This window comes from Pseudomonas sp. BGI-2, from assembly GCF_004310295.1.
Taxonomy (GTDB): domain Bacteria; phylum Pseudomonadota; class Gammaproteobacteria; order Pseudomonadales; family Pseudomonadaceae; genus Aquipseudomonas.
Genome location: NZ_SISB01000010.1, coordinates 15,225 through 34,643 on the forward strand (window position 1 = coordinate 15,225; position 19,419 = coordinate 34,643).

At 59.5% G+C, this 19,419-nt stretch carries 23 protein-coding genes; 14 read left to right on the forward strand and 9 right to left on the reverse strand.

Features of this window, described 5'->3' with window-relative positions; genetic code table 11:
• The first annotated feature begins 92 nt into the window (after positions 1-92).
• The 3 genes from EYC95_RS08905 to EYC95_RS08915 all read left to right on the forward strand — a co-directional run bounded on the left by EYC95_RS08905 (position 93) and on the right by EYC95_RS08915 (position 2,609).
• Positions 93-1,514, forward strand: coding sequence for a transglycosylase SLT domain-containing protein (locus EYC95_RS08905; RefSeq protein ID WP_131060022.1), 1,422 nt, complete (start codon positions 93-95; stop codon positions 1,512-1,514).
• A 103-nt stretch (positions 1,515-1,617) separates the two neighbouring features.
• Complete coding sequence (locus EYC95_RS08910; protein ID WP_131060023.1) at positions 1,618-2,052, forward strand: DoxX family protein; 435 nt, start codon at positions 1,618-1,620, stop codon at positions 2,050-2,052.
• Between the two features lie 248 nt (positions 2,053-2,300).
• A complete protein-coding gene (locus EYC95_RS08915; RefSeq protein ID WP_010461613.1) occupies positions 2,301-2,609 on the forward strand; it encodes a hypothetical protein in 309 nt (102 codons plus the stop codon).
• A gap of 4 nt (positions 2,610-2,613) precedes the next feature.
• On the opposite strand, the gene greB is transcribed toward EYC95_RS08915, so the two are convergent.
• Genes greB through EYC95_RS08930 form a run of 3 tightly spaced genes read right to left on the reverse strand, consistent with a single transcriptional unit; the run spans position 2,614 to position 6,333 of the window.
• Positions 2,614-3,111, reverse strand: coding sequence for a transcription elongation factor GreB (greB, locus tag EYC95_RS08920; RefSeq protein ID WP_033057207.1), 498 nt, complete (start codon positions 3,109-3,111; stop codon positions 2,614-2,616).
• Between the two features lie 34 nt (positions 3,112-3,145).
• The gene (locus tag EYC95_RS08925; protein WP_131060024.1) at positions 3,146-5,650 is read right to left on the reverse strand and encodes an ABC transporter permease; all 2,505 of its coding nucleotides are present in this window, start codon (positions 5,648-5,650) and stop codon (positions 3,146-3,148) included.
• Positions 5,650-6,333, reverse strand: a complete 684-nt coding sequence (locus EYC95_RS08930) for an ABC transporter ATP-binding protein (protein WP_131060025.1) — start codon at positions 6,331-6,333, stop codon at positions 5,650-5,652. Before EYC95_RS08930 ends, EYC95_RS08925 begins: the two co-directional genes overlap by 1 nt.
• A 10-nt stretch (positions 6,334-6,343) precedes the next feature.
• Between EYC95_RS08930 and EYC95_RS08935 the strand changes: the two genes are divergently transcribed.
• From EYC95_RS08935 to EYC95_RS08945, 3 genes are all read left to right on the forward strand, one after another.
• Positions 6,344-6,949, forward strand: a complete 606-nt coding sequence (locus EYC95_RS08935) for an arylesterase (protein ID WP_131060026.1) — start codon at positions 6,344-6,346, stop codon at positions 6,947-6,949.
• A gap of 56 nt (positions 6,950-7,005) precedes the next feature.
• Complete coding sequence (locus tag EYC95_RS08940) at positions 7,006-7,299, forward strand: hypothetical protein (RefSeq protein ID WP_003226812.1); 294 nt, start codon at positions 7,006-7,008, stop codon at positions 7,297-7,299.
• Positions 7,300-7,401: 102 nt separating this feature from the next.
• The gene (locus EYC95_RS08945) at positions 7,402-8,373 is read left to right on the forward strand and encodes a L,D-transpeptidase family protein (protein ID WP_131060027.1); all 972 of its coding nucleotides are present in this window, start codon (positions 7,402-7,404) and stop codon (positions 8,371-8,373) included.
• Positions 8,374-8,496: 123 nt separating this feature from the next.
• Here the strand turns inward: EYC95_RS08945 and oprI are convergent, their stop codons facing one another.
• Complete coding sequence (gene oprI, locus EYC95_RS08950) at positions 8,497-8,748, reverse strand: outer membrane lipoprotei OprI (RefSeq protein WP_002553018.1); 252 nt, start codon at positions 8,746-8,748, stop codon at positions 8,497-8,499.
• Positions 8,749-9,389: 641 nt separating this feature from the next.
• On the opposite strand from oprI, the gene EYC95_RS08955 reads away from it, so the two are divergent.
• Positions 9,390-9,677, forward strand: a complete 288-nt coding sequence (locus EYC95_RS08955) for a GNAT family N-acetyltransferase (protein WP_010461341.1) — start codon at positions 9,390-9,392, stop codon at positions 9,675-9,677.
• A gap of 65 nt (positions 9,678-9,742) precedes the next feature.
• Here the strand turns inward: EYC95_RS08955 and EYC95_RS08960 are convergent, their stop codons facing one another.
• Complete coding sequence (locus EYC95_RS08960; protein WP_131060028.1) at positions 9,743-10,819, reverse strand: 3-deoxy-7-phosphoheptulonate synthase; 1,077 nt, start codon at positions 10,817-10,819, stop codon at positions 9,743-9,745.
• A gap of 161 nt (positions 10,820-10,980) precedes the next feature.
• Positions 10,981-11,424: a PilZ domain-containing protein gene (locus EYC95_RS08965; protein WP_131060029.1), complete on the reverse strand. Its 444-nt coding sequence runs from the start codon at positions 11,422-11,424 to the stop codon at positions 10,981-10,983.
• Between the two features lie 48 nt (positions 11,425-11,472).
• Here EYC95_RS08965 and EYC95_RS08970 point away from each other — a divergent pair, with 48 nt between their 5' ends.
• From EYC95_RS08970 to cysB, 5 genes are all read left to right on the forward strand, one after another.
• Complete coding sequence (locus tag EYC95_RS08970; RefSeq protein ID WP_131060030.1) at positions 11,473-11,808, forward strand: thioredoxin; 336 nt, start codon at positions 11,473-11,475, stop codon at positions 11,806-11,808.
• Positions 11,805-12,761, forward strand: a complete 957-nt coding sequence (locus EYC95_RS08975; protein WP_131060031.1) for a putative 2-dehydropantoate 2-reductase — start codon at positions 11,805-11,807, stop codon at positions 12,759-12,761. Before EYC95_RS08970 ends, EYC95_RS08975 begins: the two co-directional genes overlap by 4 nt.
• A 25-nt stretch (positions 12,762-12,786) precedes the next feature.
• Positions 12,787-13,692, forward strand: coding sequence for a 5'-nucleotidase (locus EYC95_RS08980; protein WP_131060032.1), 906 nt, complete (start codon positions 12,787-12,789; stop codon positions 13,690-13,692).
• A gap of 95 nt (positions 13,693-13,787) precedes the next feature.
• Complete coding sequence (locus tag EYC95_RS08985; protein WP_131060033.1) at positions 13,788-14,291, forward strand: universal stress protein; 504 nt, start codon at positions 13,788-13,790, stop codon at positions 14,289-14,291.
• A 136-nt stretch (positions 14,292-14,427) separates the two neighbouring features.
• Complete coding sequence (gene cysB, locus EYC95_RS08990; protein WP_008148549.1) at positions 14,428-15,402, forward strand: HTH-type transcriptional regulator CysB; 975 nt, start codon at positions 14,428-14,430, stop codon at positions 15,400-15,402.
• Positions 15,403-15,408: 6 nt separating this feature from the next.
• Here the strand turns inward: cysB and EYC95_RS08995 are convergent, their stop codons facing one another.
• Positions 15,409-15,891: a GreA/GreB family elongation factor gene (locus EYC95_RS08995; protein ID WP_131060034.1), complete on the reverse strand. Its 483-nt coding sequence runs from the start codon at positions 15,889-15,891 to the stop codon at positions 15,409-15,411.
• A gap of 14 nt (positions 15,892-15,905) precedes the next feature.
• Entirely contained in the window at positions 15,906-16,316 is a 411-nt protein-coding gene (locus tag EYC95_RS09000; RefSeq protein WP_131060035.1) for a hypothetical protein, read from the reverse strand.
• Between the two features lie 124 nt (positions 16,317-16,440).
• Here EYC95_RS09000 and earP point away from each other — a divergent pair, with 124 nt between their 5' ends.
• Together earP and EYC95_RS09010 are read left to right on the forward strand one after the other, a co-directional pair.
• A complete protein-coding gene (gene earP, locus EYC95_RS09005; protein WP_131060036.1) occupies positions 16,441-17,598 on the forward strand; it encodes an elongation factor P maturation arginine rhamnosyltransferase EarP in 1,158 nt (385 codons plus the stop codon).
• Positions 17,599-17,646: 48 nt separating this feature from the next.
• Entirely contained in the window at positions 17,647-18,216 is a 570-nt protein-coding gene (locus tag EYC95_RS09010) for an elongation factor P (protein WP_032626910.1), read from the forward strand.
• Positions 18,217-18,390: 174 nt separating this feature from the next.
• Here EYC95_RS09010 and EYC95_RS09015 read toward each other — a convergent pair whose 3' ends face one another.
• A complete protein-coding gene (locus EYC95_RS09015) occupies positions 18,391-19,404 on the reverse strand; it encodes an alpha/beta hydrolase (RefSeq protein ID WP_131060037.1) in 1,014 nt (337 codons plus the stop codon).
• Positions 19,405-19,419 lie beyond the last annotated feature (15 nt).

Below are 19,419 nucleotides of genomic sequence, written 5' to 3' on the forward strand. Positions count from 1 at the left end.
TCGCACTTTGTCAGCGCTCAAGGCGCTCTGTTTCTGTCGTTCGATTTCATGAAAATTCGTGAGGTCGGCCCAGTATTCTTTCCGGAGAGTGGATGACACGTCCCTCGATGTTGCTTTTGCTGTGCTGTTCGTTGCTGCTGCCGATGCCGGCGGTTGCGCGTCTGGCCGGCCCGCTGCAAGCCGTGCCGGCGGCCAAGGTCCGTGACCTGACGGAGATTCGCAGCAGTCGTGTGTTGCGGGTGCTGGTCAACCAGAGCCGCAACAGCTCCGGGGAAGTCCAGGGCCAGGCCATCGGTGTCGAATACCACCGCCTGCGCGCCTTCGAGCAGTACCTCAACGGTCACGCCCGTGACGGTCAGGAAATCACCCTCAAGATCATTCCCAAAGCCAAGGATCAACTGCTCGGTGCCTTGCAACGCGGGGAAGGTGACCTGGTTGCGCCGGGTGAGCTGCTCGATTTGCAACCGGGCCACGCCGTCAGCAGCAGCGAACCGATTGCCAGCAACATCCCGTTGGTGCTGGTGGGGATCAAAGGTGAGCGCCGTTACACCCGAGTCGAACAACTCTCGGGCAAAACCCTGGCGCTGCCCACCGGCAGTGCCGCCGGGGACGCGGTCAGTCAGATCAATTCAAAGCTCGCCCTGCACAAACTGGCACCGGTGAAAATCGAATGGGTCGACCCCAGTCTTGCCGTCGAGGATGTGCTGGAAATGGTCCAGGGCGGGATTTTTCACCTGACCATTGTCGAGCAACCGATAGCCGAGCGCTGGGGCAAGATCCTGCCCAAGTTGCGCTTCGACAAGCAGGTGCTGATCAGCGAGCCGGGCGAGGAATACTGGTTCGTGCGCCGTGACGCCTCGATGCTGCGCGCGAGCATTGATCGCTTCCTGACGACCTACAAGAAACCGTCGGATCAGGATGCGGCGTTCCTGCGTATCTATCGACGTCTGTATCAAGTGCACTATCCATTGACCAAAGCTGACCGGCAGCGTCTGGAAAAACTTCGCCCGGTGCTGCAAAAGCACGCTGATGCCCAAGGCATGGACTGGCTGAACCTGGCGGCGCTGGCTTTCAAGGAATCAGCGCTGCAACCCAATGCCCGCAGCGGTAGTGGCCCCACCGGGCTGATGCAGATCACCCCGTCCGCGGCCCAGCGTGTTGGGGTCAGCAACATTCAAAACCTCGACGCCAATGTTCAGGCCGGTGCCAAGTACCTGGCGATGATCCGTCGCAAATTCTTCGCCAGCCCCAAACTCAATGAGCGCGAGCGCATGGCGTTCGTGCTGGCGGCTTACAACATGGGGCCGGAACGGGTGCAGGGCATGCGCGCCGAAGCCCGGCGGCGCGGCTTGAATCCCAATCAGTGGTTCTTCCAGGTCGAACGCATTGCCATGGAGCAGGTGGGAATGGGCGCCGTCAGCTATGTTAATAGCGTGAACAAGTATTACCTGGCGTTCGATCGTGAAAGGGAGTCGTTGGAGCCCCAGGGGCAGAAAGTTGCCTCACGTAAGTAATCGACATAACTGATTGTTATGTCGCAAAAATTGCGCTTTTAACATTAGGTTTATCGATTAATATAGCGGCCAACCAACACACAATCATAATGGATGACACAGCATGAGCACACTGATCAATAAGGTACTGTTTACCCGCGCTGGCTACGGCTTGACCGTTCTGCGGATCTTCGTCGGCATCATCTTCGCCGCTCACGGTGCGCAGAAACTCTTCGGCATGTTCGGTGGTTACGGCATTGCTGGCACCGCGCAGTACATGGAAAGCCTGGGCCTGGCACCGGGTCACCTGATGGCGATCCTGTCCGGTGGTACTGAGTTCTTCGGCGGTCTGGCCCTGATCATCGGTCTGCTGGTACGTCCGGCAGCACTGGGTCTGGCCTTCCTTTCGCTGGTCGCCATTTTCACTGTGCACATCAGCCACGGTCTGTTCATGTCCAACAACGGTTATGAATTCGCCCTGGCCTTGCTCGGCGGCAGCATCGCTGTACTGATCGAGGGTGCCGGCAAACTGTCGGTAGACCGCGCGATCGCTGACTGACCGCTCTGGCTCAACGAAAAGGCCCGCATTGCGCGGGCCTTTTTTGTTGCGCGTCATTCTTGACACTGTCCGGTCAGCTTCTCTAGGATGCTGCTCATGCGCCGATTTAAACAGCTACTTGCGGGGCGCCAGGTGACTCATCCAGTTACCGATAGAAGCTTGAAACAGGCTTCGAAATACCGCTAAAGCGCTGGTTCGGTGTTGCCTCTCACCTGCCATGCAGACTTTTGAGGCAGAGACACGACACAATGAATGCACTAAGCCCCGTTGTACGCCCCGCGCCGATCACGGCACACCTCACCCAGCGCAATCCAAAAATCCTGCTTGGCGGAAAACATCAGCCGACGCTCTTGCGTTATCTCGATGGCTGGCCACGTCGTACTGGCGGGCCCGCGGCGTTCCTGATCCAGTTTGTCGAAGACGGTGAATCGCTGGCGCGATTTGCCAGCGACAGTTTTGATCTGGCCGTCATTCAATCGCCCAGCGTCGAAGAGGCGCCAGAAGTGATCAGGCAACTGACCCGGGTTGCCCGGCAAGGTTTGATTACGCGCCGCTGAAGCTTTAGAGATACTCGATCGCCACGATGTACACGCACTGCTCACCGGTCGGTGTCTGGACCCGAACCTCGGCGTCCAGCGCCTTGCCGATGAGGGCGCGGGCGAGCGGCGAGTCGATGCTGATCAGGCCCAGTTTCAAGTCCAGCTCATCCGGCCCGACGATGCGGTAGCGTGACTCTTTGCCGTCTTCATCTTCGATGGTGACCCAGGCGCCGAAGTAGACCTTGTTCGGGTCGCTGGGCTTCTCGCTGACAACCTTCAGTGCTTCGAGCCGCTTGGTGAGAAAGCGCACGCGACTGTCGATCTCGCGCAGCATCTTTTTGCCGTAGGTGTATTCGGCGTTTTCCGAGCGATCACCCTGTGCCGCCGCCTCGCTGACCGATTGCGTCACCTGAGGCCGACGGACATGCCAGAGCTCATGAAACTCGGCCCGCATCCGCGCTTCACCTTCGGGGGTGATCAGCGCGGTGCCAGCGGTGCGGGGAGGGCGATAACGGCTCATGGCAACTTCTTGTGAAGGAAAGGCCTTGAGTCTATCAACCCTCGCGCAACACTGTCAGGGGGCTGGCGTTCAACGCGCGACGGGTACCGAACACGCCGGCGCCGCCAATCAGCACCGCGCCAATCAACGGCAACACCAACAGCCACGGGTGCGGATGCCACGGCAGGTCGAAGGCATAGCGGTAAAGCACCAGGCTCACCAGTTCCGAACCCAGCGCCGCCAACAGCCCGCTGACCGCGCCGAGCAAACCGAACTCGATTCGCCGTGCCTTGACCAGTAACTGCCGTTCGGCCCCCAGAGCGCGCAACAGCGCGCCTTGGCGAATGCGCTCATCGAGGGTCGCCTGCAAGCCCGAGAACAACACCGCCATTCCCGCGGCCAATACAAACAGCAGCACATATTCCACCGCCAGGGTGACCTGGGCGAGGATGCTGCGTAGCTGCTCCAGCAAGGCTTCGACTTGCAGAATGGTCACCGCCGGGAAGGCCCGGGACAGGTCGACAATCTGCTGATCGTGACCGGCCGCCAGATAGAAACTGGTCAGGTAGGTCGCCGGCAAATCCTTCAACGTGCCGGGCTGGAAGATCATGAAGAAGTTCGGTTGGAAGTTGTCCCAATTGATCTCCCGCAGGCTGGTGACTTTCGCTTCGCGATTGGCCCCGCCAACGGTAAACACCATGTGATCGCCGAGCTTGAGCTTCAAGCTTTCGGCAACCTTGCCTTCCACCGACACGCCAGGAACGTCGTCGTGTGGCTGTTCGCTCCACCAGTTGCCCGCCGTGAGTTTGTTGCCGGTCGGCAGATCCGCCGCCCAGGTCAGGCTCAGGTCGCGCTGGATGGCCCGATCACCCGCTGAATCCTTGCTGACGATTTCCTGCACCGGCTCGCCGTTGATGCTGATCAAGCGTCCGGGCACTACCGGGTACAGTGGCGCCGATTGGGCTGACAGTTCGATCAGGCGATCGGTGAAGGCCTGTTTGTCGGCGGGCAAGATGTTCAGGGCGAAATAGTTTGGCGCGTTTTTCGGCAATTGGTTTTGCCAGGTATCCAGCAACTCGCCGCGCAGCAATGCGATCAGCGCCATGGACAACAGGATCAGACCGAAGGCCAGGGCTTGTCCCGCTGCCGCGAGAGGATGACGCAGCAGTTGGCCCAGCCCAAGGCGCCACGGCAACGAAGCGCGTGCCAGCATCCGACGCAGGCTTTTGAGCAAGAGCAACAGCAGGCCACCGAGGATCAGCGCCGCAATCACGCCGCCGCCGAGCAGGGCGAAGGTCAATACCAGATCGAGGCTCAGGCGCCACATGATCAGGCCGAGGGCGCCCAAGGCGGCGCCGTAGACCATCCAGGTGCTGGAAGGAATCGGCAGCATGTCCCGACGCAGAACCCGTAACGGTGGTACTCGACCGAGTGCAGCCAGTGGCGGCAGGGCAAAACCGGCTAATGCCACCAGCCCGGTGCCGATCCCGGCAATGGCTGGAAACAACCCTCCCGGTGGCACATCGGTCGGCAACAAATCATGCAGCAAAGCGAACAATCCAAGCTGTGCGAGCCAGCCGAGGAGGGCGCCACCGAGGCTGGCGAGCAGGCCGAGTACCGTCAGCTGCAAACTGAACAGCACCATGGTTTCCCGGCGCGACAAGCCCAGGCAGCGCAACAAGGCACTGGCATCGAAGCGGCGGGTGGCGAAGCGCGTCGCCGACAGCGCCACGGCCACGCCGGACAGTAGAACCGCCACCAGACTGGCCATGTTCAAGTAACGCTCGGCCTTGCCCAGCGCACCGCCAATCTGCCGGTTGCCGTCGCGTGCATCCTGTATGCGCTGGTTGGCGGCCAGGCCGGGTTTGATCAGTTGACGATAGGTTTCCAGCGCTTCGGCTTTGCCGCGCCAGAGTTCGCGGTAACTGACCCGACTGCCGGGTTGCACCACGCCGGTCGCGGCGAGGTCGCTGAGGTTGATCAGCACGCGTGGCGTGAGGCTGTAGAAATTGCCGGCACGGTCCGGTTCGTAGGTCAGGACTCGCGCCAGTTTCAGGGAGCGCAGGCCGACATCGATGCTGTCGCCGATCTTCAAATCGAGCGCGGTCAACAGCCGCGCTTCGACCCAGGCTTCGCCGGGTTTCGGTCCGCCACCGGACTCCTCCGGGGCGAAAGGGGCCGGGGCGCTCTTCAGTTCGCCACGCAGCGGATACACTTCGTCGGCTGCTTTGATGCTGGACAGCTGAATGCCGTTGTCGGTGGCGATGACACTGGAGAACTCCACCACTTGAGCGTGTTCGAGTCCCAGCTCCGTGCCGCTTTTGATCTGTTCGGGCCGCGCGGGAGAGCTGCCTTCAAGCAGCAGGTCGGCGCCGAGAAACTCGGTGGCGCGCAGCATCATGGCGCCGTTCAGGCGGGCACCGAAGTAACCGATGGCGGTGCTCGCCGCGACGGCGACCACCAGGGCAAAAAACAGCACACGCAGTTCGCCGGCACGGGCGTCGCGCAGGAGTTGGCGGATGGCAAGACTGAACAGGCGCAACAGCGGCAGGCGTGCCATCAAGGCTCCAGAGGGGCGACCAGCAGGCCGGCTTCAAGGCGGATCAGGCGCCGGCAGCGATGTGCCAGACGTTCGTCGTGGGTCACCAGCACCAGGGTCGTGCCGCGTTCCTGATTGAGTTCAAACAACAGGTCACTGATGCGCTCGCCGGTATGGCTGTCGAGGTTGCCGGTGGGTTCGTCGGCGAACAGCACATCGGGTTCGGCGGCAAACGCCCGGGCAATCGCCACGCGCTGCTGCTCGCCACCGGAGAGCTGGCGCGGTGAGTGAGTCAGGCGCTGGCCCAGGCCAACGCGCTGGAGCAATTGAGTGGCACGTTCACGGGCGTCTTTGCGGCCATCAAGTTCCAGCGGCAGCATGACGTTTTCCAGGGCGTTGAGGCTGTCGAGCAGCTGAAAGGACTGGAACACAAAACCGACATGCTCGGCCCGGATGCGCGCGCGCTGGTCTTCGTCGAGGTTGCTCAGGGCTTGCCCTGCGAGGGTGACGTCGCCGCTGCTCGGCAGATCGAGGCCGGCGAGCAGGCCCAGGAGGGTGGATTTACCGGAACCGGAGGCGCCGACAATCGCCAGGCTGTCGCCCTTGTTCAGTTCCAGGCTGAGTTCGTGCAGGATAGTCAGTTCACCTTCCGCGCTGGGAACCACTTTGCTGAGGTTCTTCGCGGTGAGAATGCTTGCGCCCATGGAGAATCCGATGCGAGTGTGGTTTTTGAGTGCTGGCCTGGCCTTGATGTGCATGGCCCAGAACGCAGCGGCGGGTACTGTCCTGATCGTTGGCGATAGTATCAGCGCCGGTTTCGGCCTGGATACCCGCTTGGGGTGGGTCTCGTTGCTTGAACAACGGCTCAAGCGCGAAGGTTTCGACGATAAGGTGGTGAACGCCTCCATCAGCGGCGACACCAGCGCCGGAGGCCAGGCGCGCCTGCCCGCGCTGCTTGCAGAGCATAAGCCTGAGTTGGTAATCCTCGAGTTGGGCGGCAACGATGGCCTGCGCGGATTGCTGCCAACGCAATTGCAACAAAACCTTGCGGCGATGATCGACAGCTCCCGCGCCAGTGGCGCCAAGGTGCTGCTGCTCGGCATGCAATTGCCACCCAACTACGGCGTTCGTTATACCGAGGCCTTTGCGAAGGTCTACAGCACGCTGGCCAACGAGAAAAAGATCCCGTTGGTGCCGTTTTTTCTCGACGGCGTGGGCGGTCATCCGGACTTGATGCAAGCCGACGGCTTGCACCCGGCTGTCGGGGCTCAGGACAAGTTGCTGGAAAATGTCTGGCCGACACTGAAACCGCTGCTTTGACGCTTTTCTAGCGGCGGTGTTTCGGCTAAGGTGGCGCCCCCGATTTGGAGCCCCCGATGCCACGTCCTGCCTGGTCCCTTTTTGCCTACCAACTGATCGAGCCTGACGAACAGCTGGATCTGTTCGCCTGCCAGGAAGTGCGGGTGCATCTGGTGACTCGTCAGCTGGAGCTGGGCGGCTCGGCCGATCGAACCTTGTGCGGCAGTCTGCTGCCCGCGCAACCGCGCTGGTCGAGTGTCGACCGCCGGGTGTTCCAGGACCAGCGCCTGTGTTCGCTGTGCCGGGCCATCCTGGAATCGCAAAAACGCGGCACCTCGCCGATCTGGCCAGAGTTGCGGTTCGAGCTATAGAGCATCAAAGATAGCTTGCTATCGGCCAACTCCCCGAAATTCCAGACTCCGGTGTACAATCGCGTTTTTATACCCTTGTCGATCATGCGAAGGATTTTCCGGATGTTGCCGCGTTTTCCTGCCGTCACCCGCTGCCTGTCTCTTGCCGCCCTTTGTGTGGCGGGCCCCGTAGCCGCATTGGAGCTGCCCCTGCCACCACCCGGTGAAGACATCATCGGTCAGGTGCAAGTGATCAAGGCCAAGTACGAAGACACCTTCGCCGACCTTGGCACCACCTACGATCTGGGCTACACGGAAATGGTCGCGGCCAACCCGGGCGTGGATCCGTGGTTGCCGGGCGCTGGTACCGAGATCGTCCTGCCGACGCGCTTTATCCTGCCGCCGGGCCCGCGTGAAGGCATCGTCATCAACCTGGCTGAATACCGCCTTTACTACTTCCCGAAAGGCCGGAACGTGGTCTACACCTTCCCGCTGGGTATCGGTCGTGAAGGCTGGGGCTCGCCGATTGCCCATACCAGCATCATCGCCAAGACGCCGAACCCGACCTGGACTCCTCCAGCGTCGATCAAGGCCGAGCACGCCGCTGATGGCGATCCGCTGCCGAACGTCGTGCCGGCAGGCCCGGATAACCCGCTAGGGCCGTTCAAGTTCACCCTGGGCACGCCGGGCTACCTGATCCACGGTTCGAACAAGAAGTTCGGCATCGGCATGCGCACCAGCCACGGCTGCTTCCGCATGTTCAACAACAACGTGCTGGAAATGGCGGGCATGGTGCCGGTCGGTACGTCGGTACGCATTCTCAGCGATCCGTACAAATTCGGCGTCAGTGGTGGCAAGGTCTATCTGGAAGCGCACACACCGCTGGACGACAAGGGCAACCCTTCTGTGGTCGACAAACACACCGCGGTGATCAACGCGATGCTCAAGCGTGAGGACATCACCAATAACCTGCGCATGAATTGGGATGTGGTCCGCGACGTGGTTGCCGCGGAAGATGGCCTGCCGGTGGAGATCGGAGTGCCGAACTCCTCGGCACCGATGGTGACGAGTGCGCCGATCGACCCGCTGCAGTAACCCTTGAAAAGAACCCGCCGACGCAGGCCGCGTCGGCGGGTTTTTTGTTGCCGAGAGGAAACATCAGGCAATAAAAAAGCCGACCCATAAATGGGTCGGCTTGATAACAATCCCGAAGGATTATTACTTGCGGCTAGCTTTGTCCAGCATGCGCAGAGCACGCTCGTTAGCTTCGTCAGCAGTCTGTTGTGCTTTTTGAGCAGCAGCCAGAGCTTCATCAGCTTTACGGTAAGCTTCGTCTGCACGAGCCTGGGAGCGAGCTGCTGCGTCTTCAGTAGCAGTCAGACGTGCTTCGGTTTCTTTCGATACGCTGCTGCAACCGGTAGCCAGAACTGCGGCCAGAGCCAGAGCAGAGAATTTCAGAACGTTGTTCATCGTGTTCCCCTTCAAGGACTTTCTATTAAGTAGCTGTCTCCTCAGAGTGAGGAAATAGCCGGCGTACATACTACCCATTACTTCTAGTAAGTAAACTGACGTGTAGCAAGAAGCAAAAAAAATTGTAGGCGTTGATTCTTTTTCGAGCAACTTTTAACTGCATTGTTTAAAAAATATCCAGCTGGGAGGCCCGAGCTGAGCGAGCCGGCGAAAAAAGTTCCGTGCACTCAGCGCTGTTTTTCTCAATCTTGGCTAAAGTCTGTCTACATGGATTCGTCCATACTTTTGTTCGGATTTTGCGCCGTGGCTCTCATAATCTTTAACCATCTTGATGGTGACTTTAAAAGCGCGCGTTCGTCTTAAGTCTCAACATCCGGCAATGATCAGGCTATCGACCCGCGGATATCTTCGGTCGAGCCGTCCCTGCGTAACCCGGAGCAGCACCCGCCACCTGCGCGCGATGACGAGCGTACCTTGAGCATTTCTGCCAATGGTGCCTACTATTTGATACGTGCCAGGTTGTGCGAGATCGGTGCAGCTCTTCTCGGTGTCCATTCAGGCACGGGGTGGCGTAGATGTTCCTTCGCCGGAAAAACATCGGTAAGGTAGGGGTCAGAATTCAAGACCCGCGAGGAGTAGTGATGAGCGAGGCGTTGTCCATCCACCATGACCAGGCTGGTCATCAGTTCGAGACCAGTGTGGACGGTCATCGTGCCTACCTGACTTATATGGATCTGGGGAAACAGACCCTGGATATCTATCGCACCTTCGTGCCCAACGCGTTGCGTGGTCGCGGCATCGCGGCAGCCTTGACCGAGAAGGCGCTGGAGTACGCCGAGGAAATGGGCTACACCGTCATTCCTTCGTGTTCCTACGTGGAGCGCTACATGGAGCGTCACCAGCGGCATGCCGCCAAGCTGAGCCAGTAACCTCAAAATACGAACACAAAAAACGCCGGGTTTAGCCCGGCGTTTTTGTGTGCGGCGAAAAGTGATCAGGTGCGAGCGCGTTTCGGCAGCACATCCGTGAGCTTGGCGTGCATGCTGCGCAAGGTGTTTTCAGTCGCGGTCCAATCGATGCAGGCATCGGTGATCGACACGCCGTATTGCAGGTCGGCGAGGTCTTTCGGAATGGCCTGGCAGCCCCAGTTCAGGTGACTTTCGACCATCAGGCCGATGATCGACTGGTTGCCTTCGAGGATCTGGTTGGCGACGTTTTCCATCACCAGCGGTTGCAGGGCCGGGTCTTTGTTGGAGTTGGCGTGGCTGCAATCGACCATGATGTTCGGTTTGATTTTCGCCTTGTTCAGCGCTTGCTCGCAGAGCGCGACGCTGACCGAATCATAGTTCGGCTTGCCATTGCCGCCGCGCAGTACGACGTGACCGTAGGCGTTGCCCTTGGTGGTGACGATCGACACGCCACCTTCCTGGTTGATACCCAGGAAGCGGTGCGGGCTGGAAACCGACTGCAGGGCGTTGATCGCAACCGTCAGGCCGCCATCGGTGCCGTTCTTGAAGCCGACAGCCGAAGACAGGCCGGAAGCCATTTCGCGGTGAGTCTGGGATTCGGTGGTGCGCGCGCCGATGGCGGACCAACTGATCAGGTCCTGCAAGTATTGCGGGGAGATCGGGTCAAGGGCTTCAGTGGCGGTAGGCAGGCCCATCTCGGCCAGGTCCAGCAGCAACTGACGACCGATGTGCAGACCGTCCTGAATCTTGAAGGAGTCATCCAGGTACGGGTCGTTGATCAAGCCTTTCCAGCCGACGGTGGTGCGTGGCTTCTCGAAATACACACGCATGACCAGATACAGGGTATCGGACACTTCCGCTGCGAGTACCTTCAGGCGCTCGGCGTATTCGTGGGCAGCCTTGATGTCGTGGATCGAGCAAGGCCCGATCACGACGAACAGGCGGTGGTCGGTGCCATCAAGAATGTTGCGAATGACTTCGCGACCCTTGGTGACGGTGCGCAGGGCAGCGTCGCTCAGAGGGATATCACGCTTGAGCTGATCGGGAGTGATCAGGGTCTCGTTGGAGGCGACGTTTAGGTCGTTGATCGGTAAATCAGCCATCGTTTACTCGTCAGGTCACGGGTGCCGGCCGCCAGCGAACCCGCGCGGCGGAGCACAGCAAATTAAGCGCGTCGGGGAGCCGAACCTTAGCGCGTTACGCGCCTGCTCGACAATGGGCAGACAGCGGTTTCGGGGGCATTCTCACTAATTGAGAACGCCGCCTAACCCAGCGCAGGCTGTGCAAATGCCTTGCGAACCGTGTCGTTAGAGAACTCGTCGGCATGCTCCTGGACCCAGTCGAGGGCCAGGGCCTGAATATCCTGCAGGTCTTCGTGTGCGTCACGCAGGCGGCAATAACGTTCGATCTGGCAAACCTGCTCGCCCATTCGCGCGCTGAACAGCATCTGTTCGTCGACGAAGGCAATGCCCACCAGATAGCCGCGCTTGCGTCGCAGGCACCAGGCCACATAGCCCAGATAGCGCAAATCGGGATTCAGGGTTGGCATGCGCACTTCCAGCGCCGTACCGTGGCGCCAGGCGCGGTGGTAATTGCAAGCCATGCCGCCGAGGCTGATAGTGTGCAGCCGTTGCCGCGAAATGCACTCATGCTTGAGCAACGTTAATTCGACGGGCACATCGTCAGGGTGAGGAAGAAAACGTCCCATGAGCACAGACTCCATGTGTCGGCCATTTGACATTGTTCCCCCAGTATAGTGGTCGAATTGGAACTGACTGATTTCGACACCGACCAACGGCTGCTGGAGATGAGCGGTGTGTCGCTGGTGATTTTCACCAGCGTGGGCTGCACCAGTTGCCGTTTTGCCCGTGAGCAATTGCCAAGACTTGATCTTGCAATCGAGCGGCTGTGCTGGATCGATGCCGGGGGCAATGGCGGGGTGGTCGAGCGTTATCAGGTTTTTCATTTGCCGGCGCTGTTTTTGGTGCGCGACGGCGAGTTCTTCGGGCCAGTACAGTCGTGCCTGACCAGCGCCGGGCTTAATGAAGCCGTGCGCCAGGCGCTCAGTCGATATGCAGAGGAGTTGCCATGATGGGGGCAGTTGCCAAACCGACAATCGGTATTATCGGAACCGGCGCAATCGGCGGGTTCTACGGGGTGATGCTGGCGCGTGCCGGTTTCGATGTGCACTTCTTGTTACGCAGTGAGTTTGCAGCCGTCGCCGAACACGGGTTGCAAGTCGACAGTGCGGCCCATGGCGCACTGACATTGAATCCGGTCCAGGCCTATTCGTGCGCTGAAGACATGCCGGCCTGCGACTGGTTGCTGGTCGGCGCAAAAACCACCAGCAACGCAGACCTGGCGCCAGCCATCATTCAAGCTGCTGCACCGAATGCCAACGTCCTGCTGTTGCAAAATGGCCTGGACGTCGAAGACAGCTTGCGCGAGTTGCTTCCCGATTCGCTGCACTTGCTTGGCGGGTTGTGTTTTATCTGCGTCCATCGCGCAGGGCCTGGCGTCATCACTCATCAAGCGCTCGGTGCGGTGAATGTCGGCTACCACAGCGGTCCCGCAGCCGATGAGCAGGCGCGAATGACGATTGTCGAGGAGGGCGCCGGGCTGTTCCGCAGCGCCGGCATCGACTCCCAGGCCATGCCGAACCTGCACCAGGCACGCTGGCAAAAACTGGTCTGGAATATCCCTTACAACGGTCTGTCGGTTCTGCTTGGGGCCAGCACCACGCCGTTGATGGCCGATGCCGACAGCCGGGAACTGATCCAGGCGCTGATGGCCGAAGTGGTTCAGGGGGCAGTCGCCTGTGGTCACGATATACCGGCCGGGTATGCCGACCATTTGTTCAAGGTGACTGAGAAAATGCCCGACTATTGGCCGAGCATGTACCACGATTTCCTGCACAAACGACCGCTGGAATTGCAGGCAATTTACGCGCGACCTCTGGCGGCGGCCAAGGCGGCGGGGTGCGAATTGCCGCGAATCGAAGCCTTGTATCGCAGCTTGAGTTTTATCGATCGACGCAACACGTGAGTCGATCAATCTGAGGGGGAAGGGCATGGCAAAGACTATCGACGACAAACTGGTGCTGGCGATTTCGTCGCGGGCACTGTTCGACCTGAGCGAAAGTCACAAGGTCTATCTGTCGAGCGGCGTCGAGGCCTACCGGCAATATCAGATTGAACACGAAGACGAAATCCTCGAACCCGGTGATGCGTTTCCGTTGGTGGAAAAACTCCTCAATCTGAACGCCAGCCTCGGTCGGGCCCGGGTCGAGGTGATCCTGGTGTCGCGCAACAGCGCCGACACCGGCCTGAGGGTGTTCAACTCGATTGATCATTACGGCCTGGCGATTTCCCGTGCGGCGTTTGTTGGCGGACGCAGCCCTTATCCGTACCTCAAGGCCTTTGGTTGCGACCTGTTTCTCTCCACCCATGCCGAAGACGTGCGCAGCGCGCTGGATGCCGGGTTCGCCGCAGCGACCATTCTGTCGGGCGGTGCCAGCCGTGCGGCCAGTGATGAACTGCGCATCGCCTTCGACGGTGATGCGGTGCTGTTTTCCGACGAATCGGAGCGGATCTATCAGTCCGGTGGTCTGGAAGCGTTTCAGGCCCGCGAACGGGAATCGGCCCGAGAGCCCTTGCGCGGTGGGCCGTTCAAAGGCTTTCTCGCCGCGCTCAATTTGTTGCAACGCGAGTTTCCCGATGATGCCTGCCCGATCCGCACCGCCCTGGTGACGGCTCGGTCGGCGCCGGCCCATGAACGGGTGATTCGTACGTTGCGCGAATGGGACATTCGTCTGGACGAGTCGCTGTTTCTTGGCGGGCTGACCAAATCGGCATTTCTCGAAGCGTTTGCCGCCGACGTGTTTTTTGACGATCAGGCCGGCCATTGCGAGTTGGCACGGGAAGTGGTCGCCACCGGTCACGTGCCTCACGGCATAAGCAACGAACAAAAAGTTTAAGCCCGCCGTTCAACGCGTTACGCCGAGCGTCGTACTCGCCAAGGCACTGCTAAGCTGAATCAAATCTCCGCCATGTTGGCACGCGAGGAGGTCATATGATTCGTTCGATGCTGTATGCCACTGACCTCGGCCTGTATGCACCGTTGGTGATGCAGCATGCCCTGGCGTTGGCGCGGACATTCAATGCCGATTTGTATGTGGTGCACGCGGTTGAGCCCATGGGGTTGTTTGCTGAATCCGTGCTGCAGAGTTACCTCGATGAGCAGGCCTTGAGCGAGTTTCACAGTCAGGGCCTGAGTAAGGTGATTGCCAGTATCGAGCAGCGGGTGCTCGACAGCTTTCGTGAAGAGTTGGGGGATGAAGGGGAGCAGGACCTGGAGCGGATTCAAGCGGTGCGGGTGCTGCAGGGTGACCCGTCGCAGGTGATTCTCGACCAGGCGCAGAAACTCTCTGTGGATTTGTTGATCGTAGGTAGTCATAGCCATGGTGCTGGCGCGGAAACGCCTTTGGGCCGGACCGCAGCGCGGGTGTTGCAGTTGGCACGGGTCCCAGTCTATCTGGTGCCGCTGGTGGAACGTCGTCGCCAAGGCGATCGGTAGTGTCCTGCCTCGCAGGACACCAGAACATGAATAGTGGCAGTTTGACAAAAAAGTTCTAGATTTATTCTTCAAACCATTAATATAGTTATATACCGTCGCTGATGCCCGTGGCGTCTACCTGCTTTGAGGGATTCATATGAAGCTTCAACAACTGCGCTACATCTGGGAAGTGGCGCACCACGACCTCAACGTTTCCGCTACAGCCCAAAGCTTGTACACCTCGCAACCGGGTATCAGTAAGCAAATCCGTCTGCTGGAAGACGAACTCGGCGTCGAGGTTTTTGCTCGCAGCGGCAAGCACCTGACCCGCGTCACCCCGGCCGGCGAGCGCATCATCACCACCGCCGGCGAGATCCTGCGCAAGGTTGAAAGCATCAAGCAGATCGCCCAGGAATTCTCCAACGAGAAGAAAGGCACCCTGTCGATCGCCACCACGCACACTCAGGCCCGTTATGCATTGCCGCCGGTGATCAGCAATTTCATCAAGCAGTACCCGGACGTTGCGCTGCACATGCACCAGGGTTCGCCAATGCAAATCGCCGAAATGGCCGCTGACGGCACCGTCGATTTCGCCATTGCTACCGAAGCGCTGGAACTGTTCGGCGACCTGGTGATGATGCCCTGCTACCGCTGGAACCGCTGCGTGGTCGTGCCTCAGGGCCACCCGCTGACCAAGCTGTCGAAGCTGACCCTGGAAGCCCTGGCCGAATACCCGATCGTGACGTACGTGTTCGGTTTCACCGGCCGTTCGAAGCTCGATGAAGCCTTCAGCCATCGTGGCCTGACGCCGAAAGTGGTGTTCACCGCCGCCGACGCTGACGTGATCAAGACTTATGTTCGCCTGGGTCTGGGCGTAGGCATCGTGGCGAAAATGGCCGTCGACGCCAAACTCGACAGCGACCTGGTCATGCTTGATGCCAGCGACTTGTTCGAATCCAGCATCACCAAAATCGGTTTCCGCCGTGGCACCTTCCTGCGTGGCTTCATGTGCGACTTCATCGAGAAGTTCGCCCCGCACCTGACCCGCGAAGTCATGGCCAAGGCCATTCAGTGCCACAACAAGCAGGAACTGGAAGAGCTGTTCGACGGCGTCGAACTGCCAGTTCATTAATCTCCTTTAGACCACCTCGGTAACAGCAAACTGTTGCCGAGCACCCGCCACCAGAATCTCCACCTCGTCCCCTTCGAACTTGCCCAGCAGGCTTTTGCCCAGCGGTGAACGAGGGGTGATGACGGTGATCATTTGCCCCACCATATCGACTTTCAATCCTGCCGCGTCCGGGGCCAAAAACAGCCATTGCTCACGACCCTTTTCGTCTTCCAGACCGAGCAGGGCGCCGACTTCGATTCCGCGTTGTTCGTCATAAGGACGCAAGGTCAGGTTCTGGCAAAGCGTGAGTGAATGACGGATTTCTTCCACACGTCTGGCTTGTCCAGCCGCCAGATAAGACGCTTCCAGGCCCAGTGTGTCGTACTTGTTTTCGGCGATGTTTTCTTCGTGGGTCGCGGTTTCGTAAGCGGTTTGCGCGGCACGCTCGGCGATGTCGAGATCGATCCGAAGCTTGTCGATAATCAATTGGTGGACGGCTGGCTTGTGCATAGAGAGCTTCATGGTCAGTCGCAGAATTGCAGGACGTTGGCGCGGCTTTTTTCGCTCGGCGCGGTCGCGTCCTGTTGCAGCCAGAACTGGCATTTCGGATTGGACAGATTGCGGCGGGTGCTGCGGGCCTGATCCATTCGTTGCTGCTGCTCGTTCTTGCGCAGGTTATCTTCGTACTGTTCGAACAGCGGGCTCTGCGGCGGGATGTCCGGCACCGGTTGCACCACCACCGGCGGCTTGGCCAGTTGCTCTACAGCGGCGGCGACGGGCGCGAGTTGCTCGCTGAACAGCAGGCGCGAGGCGAGCCAGCAGGTCAGCGCGATCGCGAGGAATCCAAGCCACAGACCGAGTGCAATGCTGCCGGTCAACTGCAGCGCATTGAGCTGAATCGGCAACGGACGGCGCGGGTTGGGACGGTAGGGCATGGCTGCCTCCTGGCGGGTGGTCGCGGGCGAATGGCGATTGTCGCACGAAGATTAATCGCCGTCGGCTCTTCTGCGCGAGGTAATTTATGCGGACAATCGGCGCCTTTGCCAACGGGAGCCTGGAATGCCTGAAATGCCTGAAGTGAAAAACCGCTGGCGCTGGGATATTTTTTGCACCGTGGTCGACAACTTTGGCGACATCGGTGTGACTTGGCGCCTGGCCCGACAGCTGGTGGCCGAACATGCCGTGGCGGTGCGCTTGTGGGTCGATGACCTGCGGGCCTTCGAACGCATCTGCCCTGACATCGACATCAGCGCCGCGCAGCAATGGCAGCAGGGTGTCGAGGTGCGTCAGTGGCCGACCGAATGGCAACCCACTGAAGCCGCCGATGTAGTGATTGCCGCGTTCGCCTGCCAGTTGCCGAGCGCCTACATGGAGGCCATGGCCTCGCGGGAAAAGCCGCCACTGTGGATGAACCTTGACTACCTGAGCGCCGAAGACTGGGTGATCGGCTGTCACGGTTTGCCGTCGGTAAAGTACAAGAGCGTGCAGAAGTACTTCTTCTTTCCGGGGTTTCAGAAAGGCACGGGTGGCTTGCTGCGTGAAAGCGGATTGCTTGAACGTCGCCGGCAGTTTCAGCAGAACCCCGAGGCGCAGAGAGAATTCCTGCAAGGCCTGGGGATTGATCGCGCACCGAACGCACAGCTGATTTCGTTGTTTGCCTACGAAAATGCCGGATTGGCCAGTTGGCTGGAGGTGATGGCCGCTGATTCGATACCCACATATCTGCTGGTGCCCGAAGGGCGGATTCTTGGGGATGTCGAACGCTGGCTCGGTGTCGATCAGCTGGCGGCCGGTGCGGTGCACGTGCGCGGCGAGTTGACCGTGCAAGTGCTGCCGTTCGTCCGACAGGATCAATACGACCACCTGCTTTGGTGCTGCGATTTCAACGCCGTGCGCGGCGAAGATTCCTTCATTCGCGCGCAATGGGCAGGGCGGCCGCTGCTCTGGCACATTTATCAGCAGGACGAAGACATCCACCTGGACAAGCTCGACGCCTTCCTGACTCTATACACCAAAGGCCTGTCCGAGCCTGCCAGCGAGGCGATCAGCGGTCTTTGGCGTGCGTGGAATGCAGGTCAAAATATGTCTGACCACTGGCTGGCAACCCGTAAACACTGGCCGGAGCTGCAAAAACACGCCGAGAAGTGGTGTCTGGAACAGGCCTTGCAGGCCGATCTTGCCGCAGCGCTGGTACAGTTTTATGTAAATTGGATATGATACGCGGCCTAGATTTTTGTAAATCCCATCCAAATTCGGATATTCGCAATGAAAACTGGTAAAGAACTGAAACCCGGTACCGTGATCCGTCTCGAAAACGATCCTTGGCTGGTTCAGAAAGCTGAATTCACCAAATCCGGTCGTAACAGCGCGATCATGAAGACCAAGCTGAAAAACCTGCTGACCGGTTACAAGACCGAGATCGTTTACAGCGCCGACGACAAACTGGACGACGTAATCCTCGACCGCAAAGAAGCGACCCTGTCCTTCATCAGCGGCGACACCTACACGTTCATGGACACCACCGACTACACCATGTACGAGCTGAACGCTGAAGACATCGAAGCCGTTCTGCCTTTCGTTGAAGAAGGCATGACCGATGTTTGTGAAGCGATCTTCTTCGAAGAGCGTCTGGTTTCCGTAGAACTGCCGACCACCATCGTGCGCGTAGTTGACTACACCGAAGGTTCGGCTCGCGGCGACACTTCCGGCAAGGTGATGAAGCCTGCCAAGCTGAGCAACGGCACTGAGCTGCAAGTTGCTGACTTCATCGAAATCGGTGACCGCATCGAAATCGACACCCGCGAAGGCGGTTCCTACAAAGGCCGTGCTAAATAAGCACAGCTTCAGGAATGAAAAAGCCCGACCATTGAGTCGGGCTTTTTTGTGCCTGTCAGAAACACGCAGTCTTCCGTAGGAGCGAGGCTTGCCCGCGAAGGCGGTTTGTCATTCAGCATTAATGTCGACTGACACAACGCCTTCGCGGGCAAGCCTCGCTCCTACAAGGTGTCGTTATTTCAGGTGTTGCTTCAGTTCTTCGGAGGCTTGTAGCATCGCCGAACGCACCGCCGGCACCTGGCTCACCACATTCAGCAAACCATAATCGTGAATCAGGCCGTTGTAGCGAACCGACGTGACCGGCACACCCGCCTCGTCGAGTTTACGGGCATAGGCTTCGCCTTCATCGCGCAACACGTCGGCACCGGCCGTCTGCACCAGCGCAGGAGGCAAGCCCTTCAGTTGCGCGGTGGTTGCCCGCAGCGGTGAGGCGTAGATCTCGTTACGCTGTTTGGCGTCCGTGGTGTAGTTGTCCCAGAACCACTTCATCATGTTTCTGGTGAGGAAGTGCCCCTCGGCAAACTGGTTGTAGGACGCGGTTTCGAAGCTGGCATCCGTCACTGGCCACAGCAGCACCTGGAACTTGATCGCCGGGGTGCCCCTGTCCTTGGCCATCAGCGCAACCACGGCCGCCATGTTGCCACCGACACTGTTGCCGGCCACGGCCAGACGTTTGCCGTCGACGTTGATCTCTTTACCGTGCTCGGCCACCCATTTGGTTGCAGCGTAAGCCTGGTTGATCGCAACCGGGTAATGCGCTTCCGGCGACGGGGTGTAATTGACGAACACCGCCGCCGCTCCCGACCCCGTCACCAAGTCGCGAACCAGGCGTTCGTGGGTCGGGTAGTCCCCCAGCACCCAGCCACCGCCGTGGAAGAACATGAACACCGGCAGCTCGCCTTTCACCCCGGCCGGCCGGACGATGGTCAGGCTGAGCGGTTGGCCGTCGACTTGAATGGTTTTCTCGCTGACATCGGCTTTTGGCAGTGTCAGTTTCACCGAGGCTTGCGCACCCACCAGCACCGCGCGGGCTTCCTTGGGAGTGAGTTGTTCCATCGGTTTGCCGGTGCCCGCATTCAGAACGTCGAGGAAGGCCTGGGTGTTGTGTTCAACCCCATCGCTTGCAAACGCGTTGCTGATGGACAAAGCGAGAAGGGTACCGGTCAAGACTTTGCTGAAAGTGTTCATGTTCATTTCCTGTTC

Coding starts and splice junctions, on each gene's coding strand:
- EYC95_RS08905 (WP_131060022.1), top strand. CDS start 93: ATGACACGTCCCTCGATGTTGCTTTTGCTGTGCTGTTCGTTGCTGCTG.
- EYC95_RS08910 (WP_131060023.1), top strand. CDS start 1,618: ATGAGCACACTGATCAATAAGGTACTGTTTACCCGCGCTGGCTACGGC.
- EYC95_RS08915 (WP_010461613.1), top strand. CDS start 2,301: ATGAATGCACTAAGCCCCGTTGTACGCCCCGCGCCGATCACGGCACAC.
- greB (WP_033057207.1), bottom strand. CDS start 3,111: ATGAGCCGTTATCGCCCTCCCCGCACCGCTGGCACCGCGCTGATCACC.
- EYC95_RS08925 (WP_131060024.1), bottom strand. CDS start 5,650: ATGGCACGCCTGCCGCTGTTGCGCCTGTTCAGTCTTGCCATCCGCCAA.
- EYC95_RS08930 (WP_131060025.1), bottom strand. CDS start 6,333: ATGGGCGCAAGCATTCTCACCGCGAAGAACCTCAGCAAAGTGGTTCCC.
- EYC95_RS08935 (WP_131060026.1), top strand. CDS start 6,344: ATGCGAGTGTGGTTTTTGAGTGCTGGCCTGGCCTTGATGTGCATGGCC.
- EYC95_RS08940 (WP_003226812.1), top strand. CDS start 7,006: ATGCCACGTCCTGCCTGGTCCCTTTTTGCCTACCAACTGATCGAGCCT.
- EYC95_RS08945 (WP_131060027.1), top strand. CDS start 7,402: ATGTTGCCGCGTTTTCCTGCCGTCACCCGCTGCCTGTCTCTTGCCGCC.
- oprI (WP_002553018.1), bottom strand. CDS start 8,748: ATGAACAACGTTCTGAAATTCTCTGCTCTGGCTCTGGCCGCAGTTCTG.
- EYC95_RS08955 (WP_010461341.1), top strand. CDS start 9,390: ATGAGCGAGGCGTTGTCCATCCACCATGACCAGGCTGGTCATCAGTTC.
- EYC95_RS08960 (WP_131060028.1), bottom strand. CDS start 10,819: ATGGCTGATTTACCGATCAACGACCTAAACGTCGCCTCCAACGAGACC.
- EYC95_RS08965 (WP_131060029.1), bottom strand. CDS start 11,424: ATGGGACGTTTTCTTCCTCACCCTGACGATGTGCCCGTCGAATTAACG.
- EYC95_RS08975 (WP_131060031.1), top strand. CDS start 11,805: ATGATGGGGGCAGTTGCCAAACCGACAATCGGTATTATCGGAACCGGC.
- EYC95_RS08980 (WP_131060032.1), top strand. CDS start 12,787: ATGGCAAAGACTATCGACGACAAACTGGTGCTGGCGATTTCGTCGCGG.
- EYC95_RS08985 (WP_131060033.1), top strand. CDS start 13,788: ATGATTCGTTCGATGCTGTATGCCACTGACCTCGGCCTGTATGCACCG.
- cysB (WP_008148549.1), top strand. CDS start 14,428: ATGAAGCTTCAACAACTGCGCTACATCTGGGAAGTGGCGCACCACGAC.
- EYC95_RS08995 (WP_131060034.1), bottom strand. CDS start 15,891: ATGCACAAGCCAGCCGTCCACCAATTGATTATCGACAAGCTTCGGATC.
- EYC95_RS09000 (WP_131060035.1), bottom strand. CDS start 16,316: ATGCCCTACCGTCCCAACCCGCGCCGTCCGTTGCCGATTCAGCTCAAT.
- earP (WP_131060036.1), top strand. CDS start 16,441: ATGCCTGAAATGCCTGAAGTGAAAAACCGCTGGCGCTGGGATATTTTT.
- EYC95_RS09010 (WP_032626910.1), top strand. CDS start 17,647: ATGAAAACTGGTAAAGAACTGAAACCCGGTACCGTGATCCGTCTCGAA.
- EYC95_RS09015 (WP_131060037.1), bottom strand. CDS start 19,404: ATGAACACTTTCAGCAAAGTCTTGACCGGTACCCTTCTCGCTTTGTCC.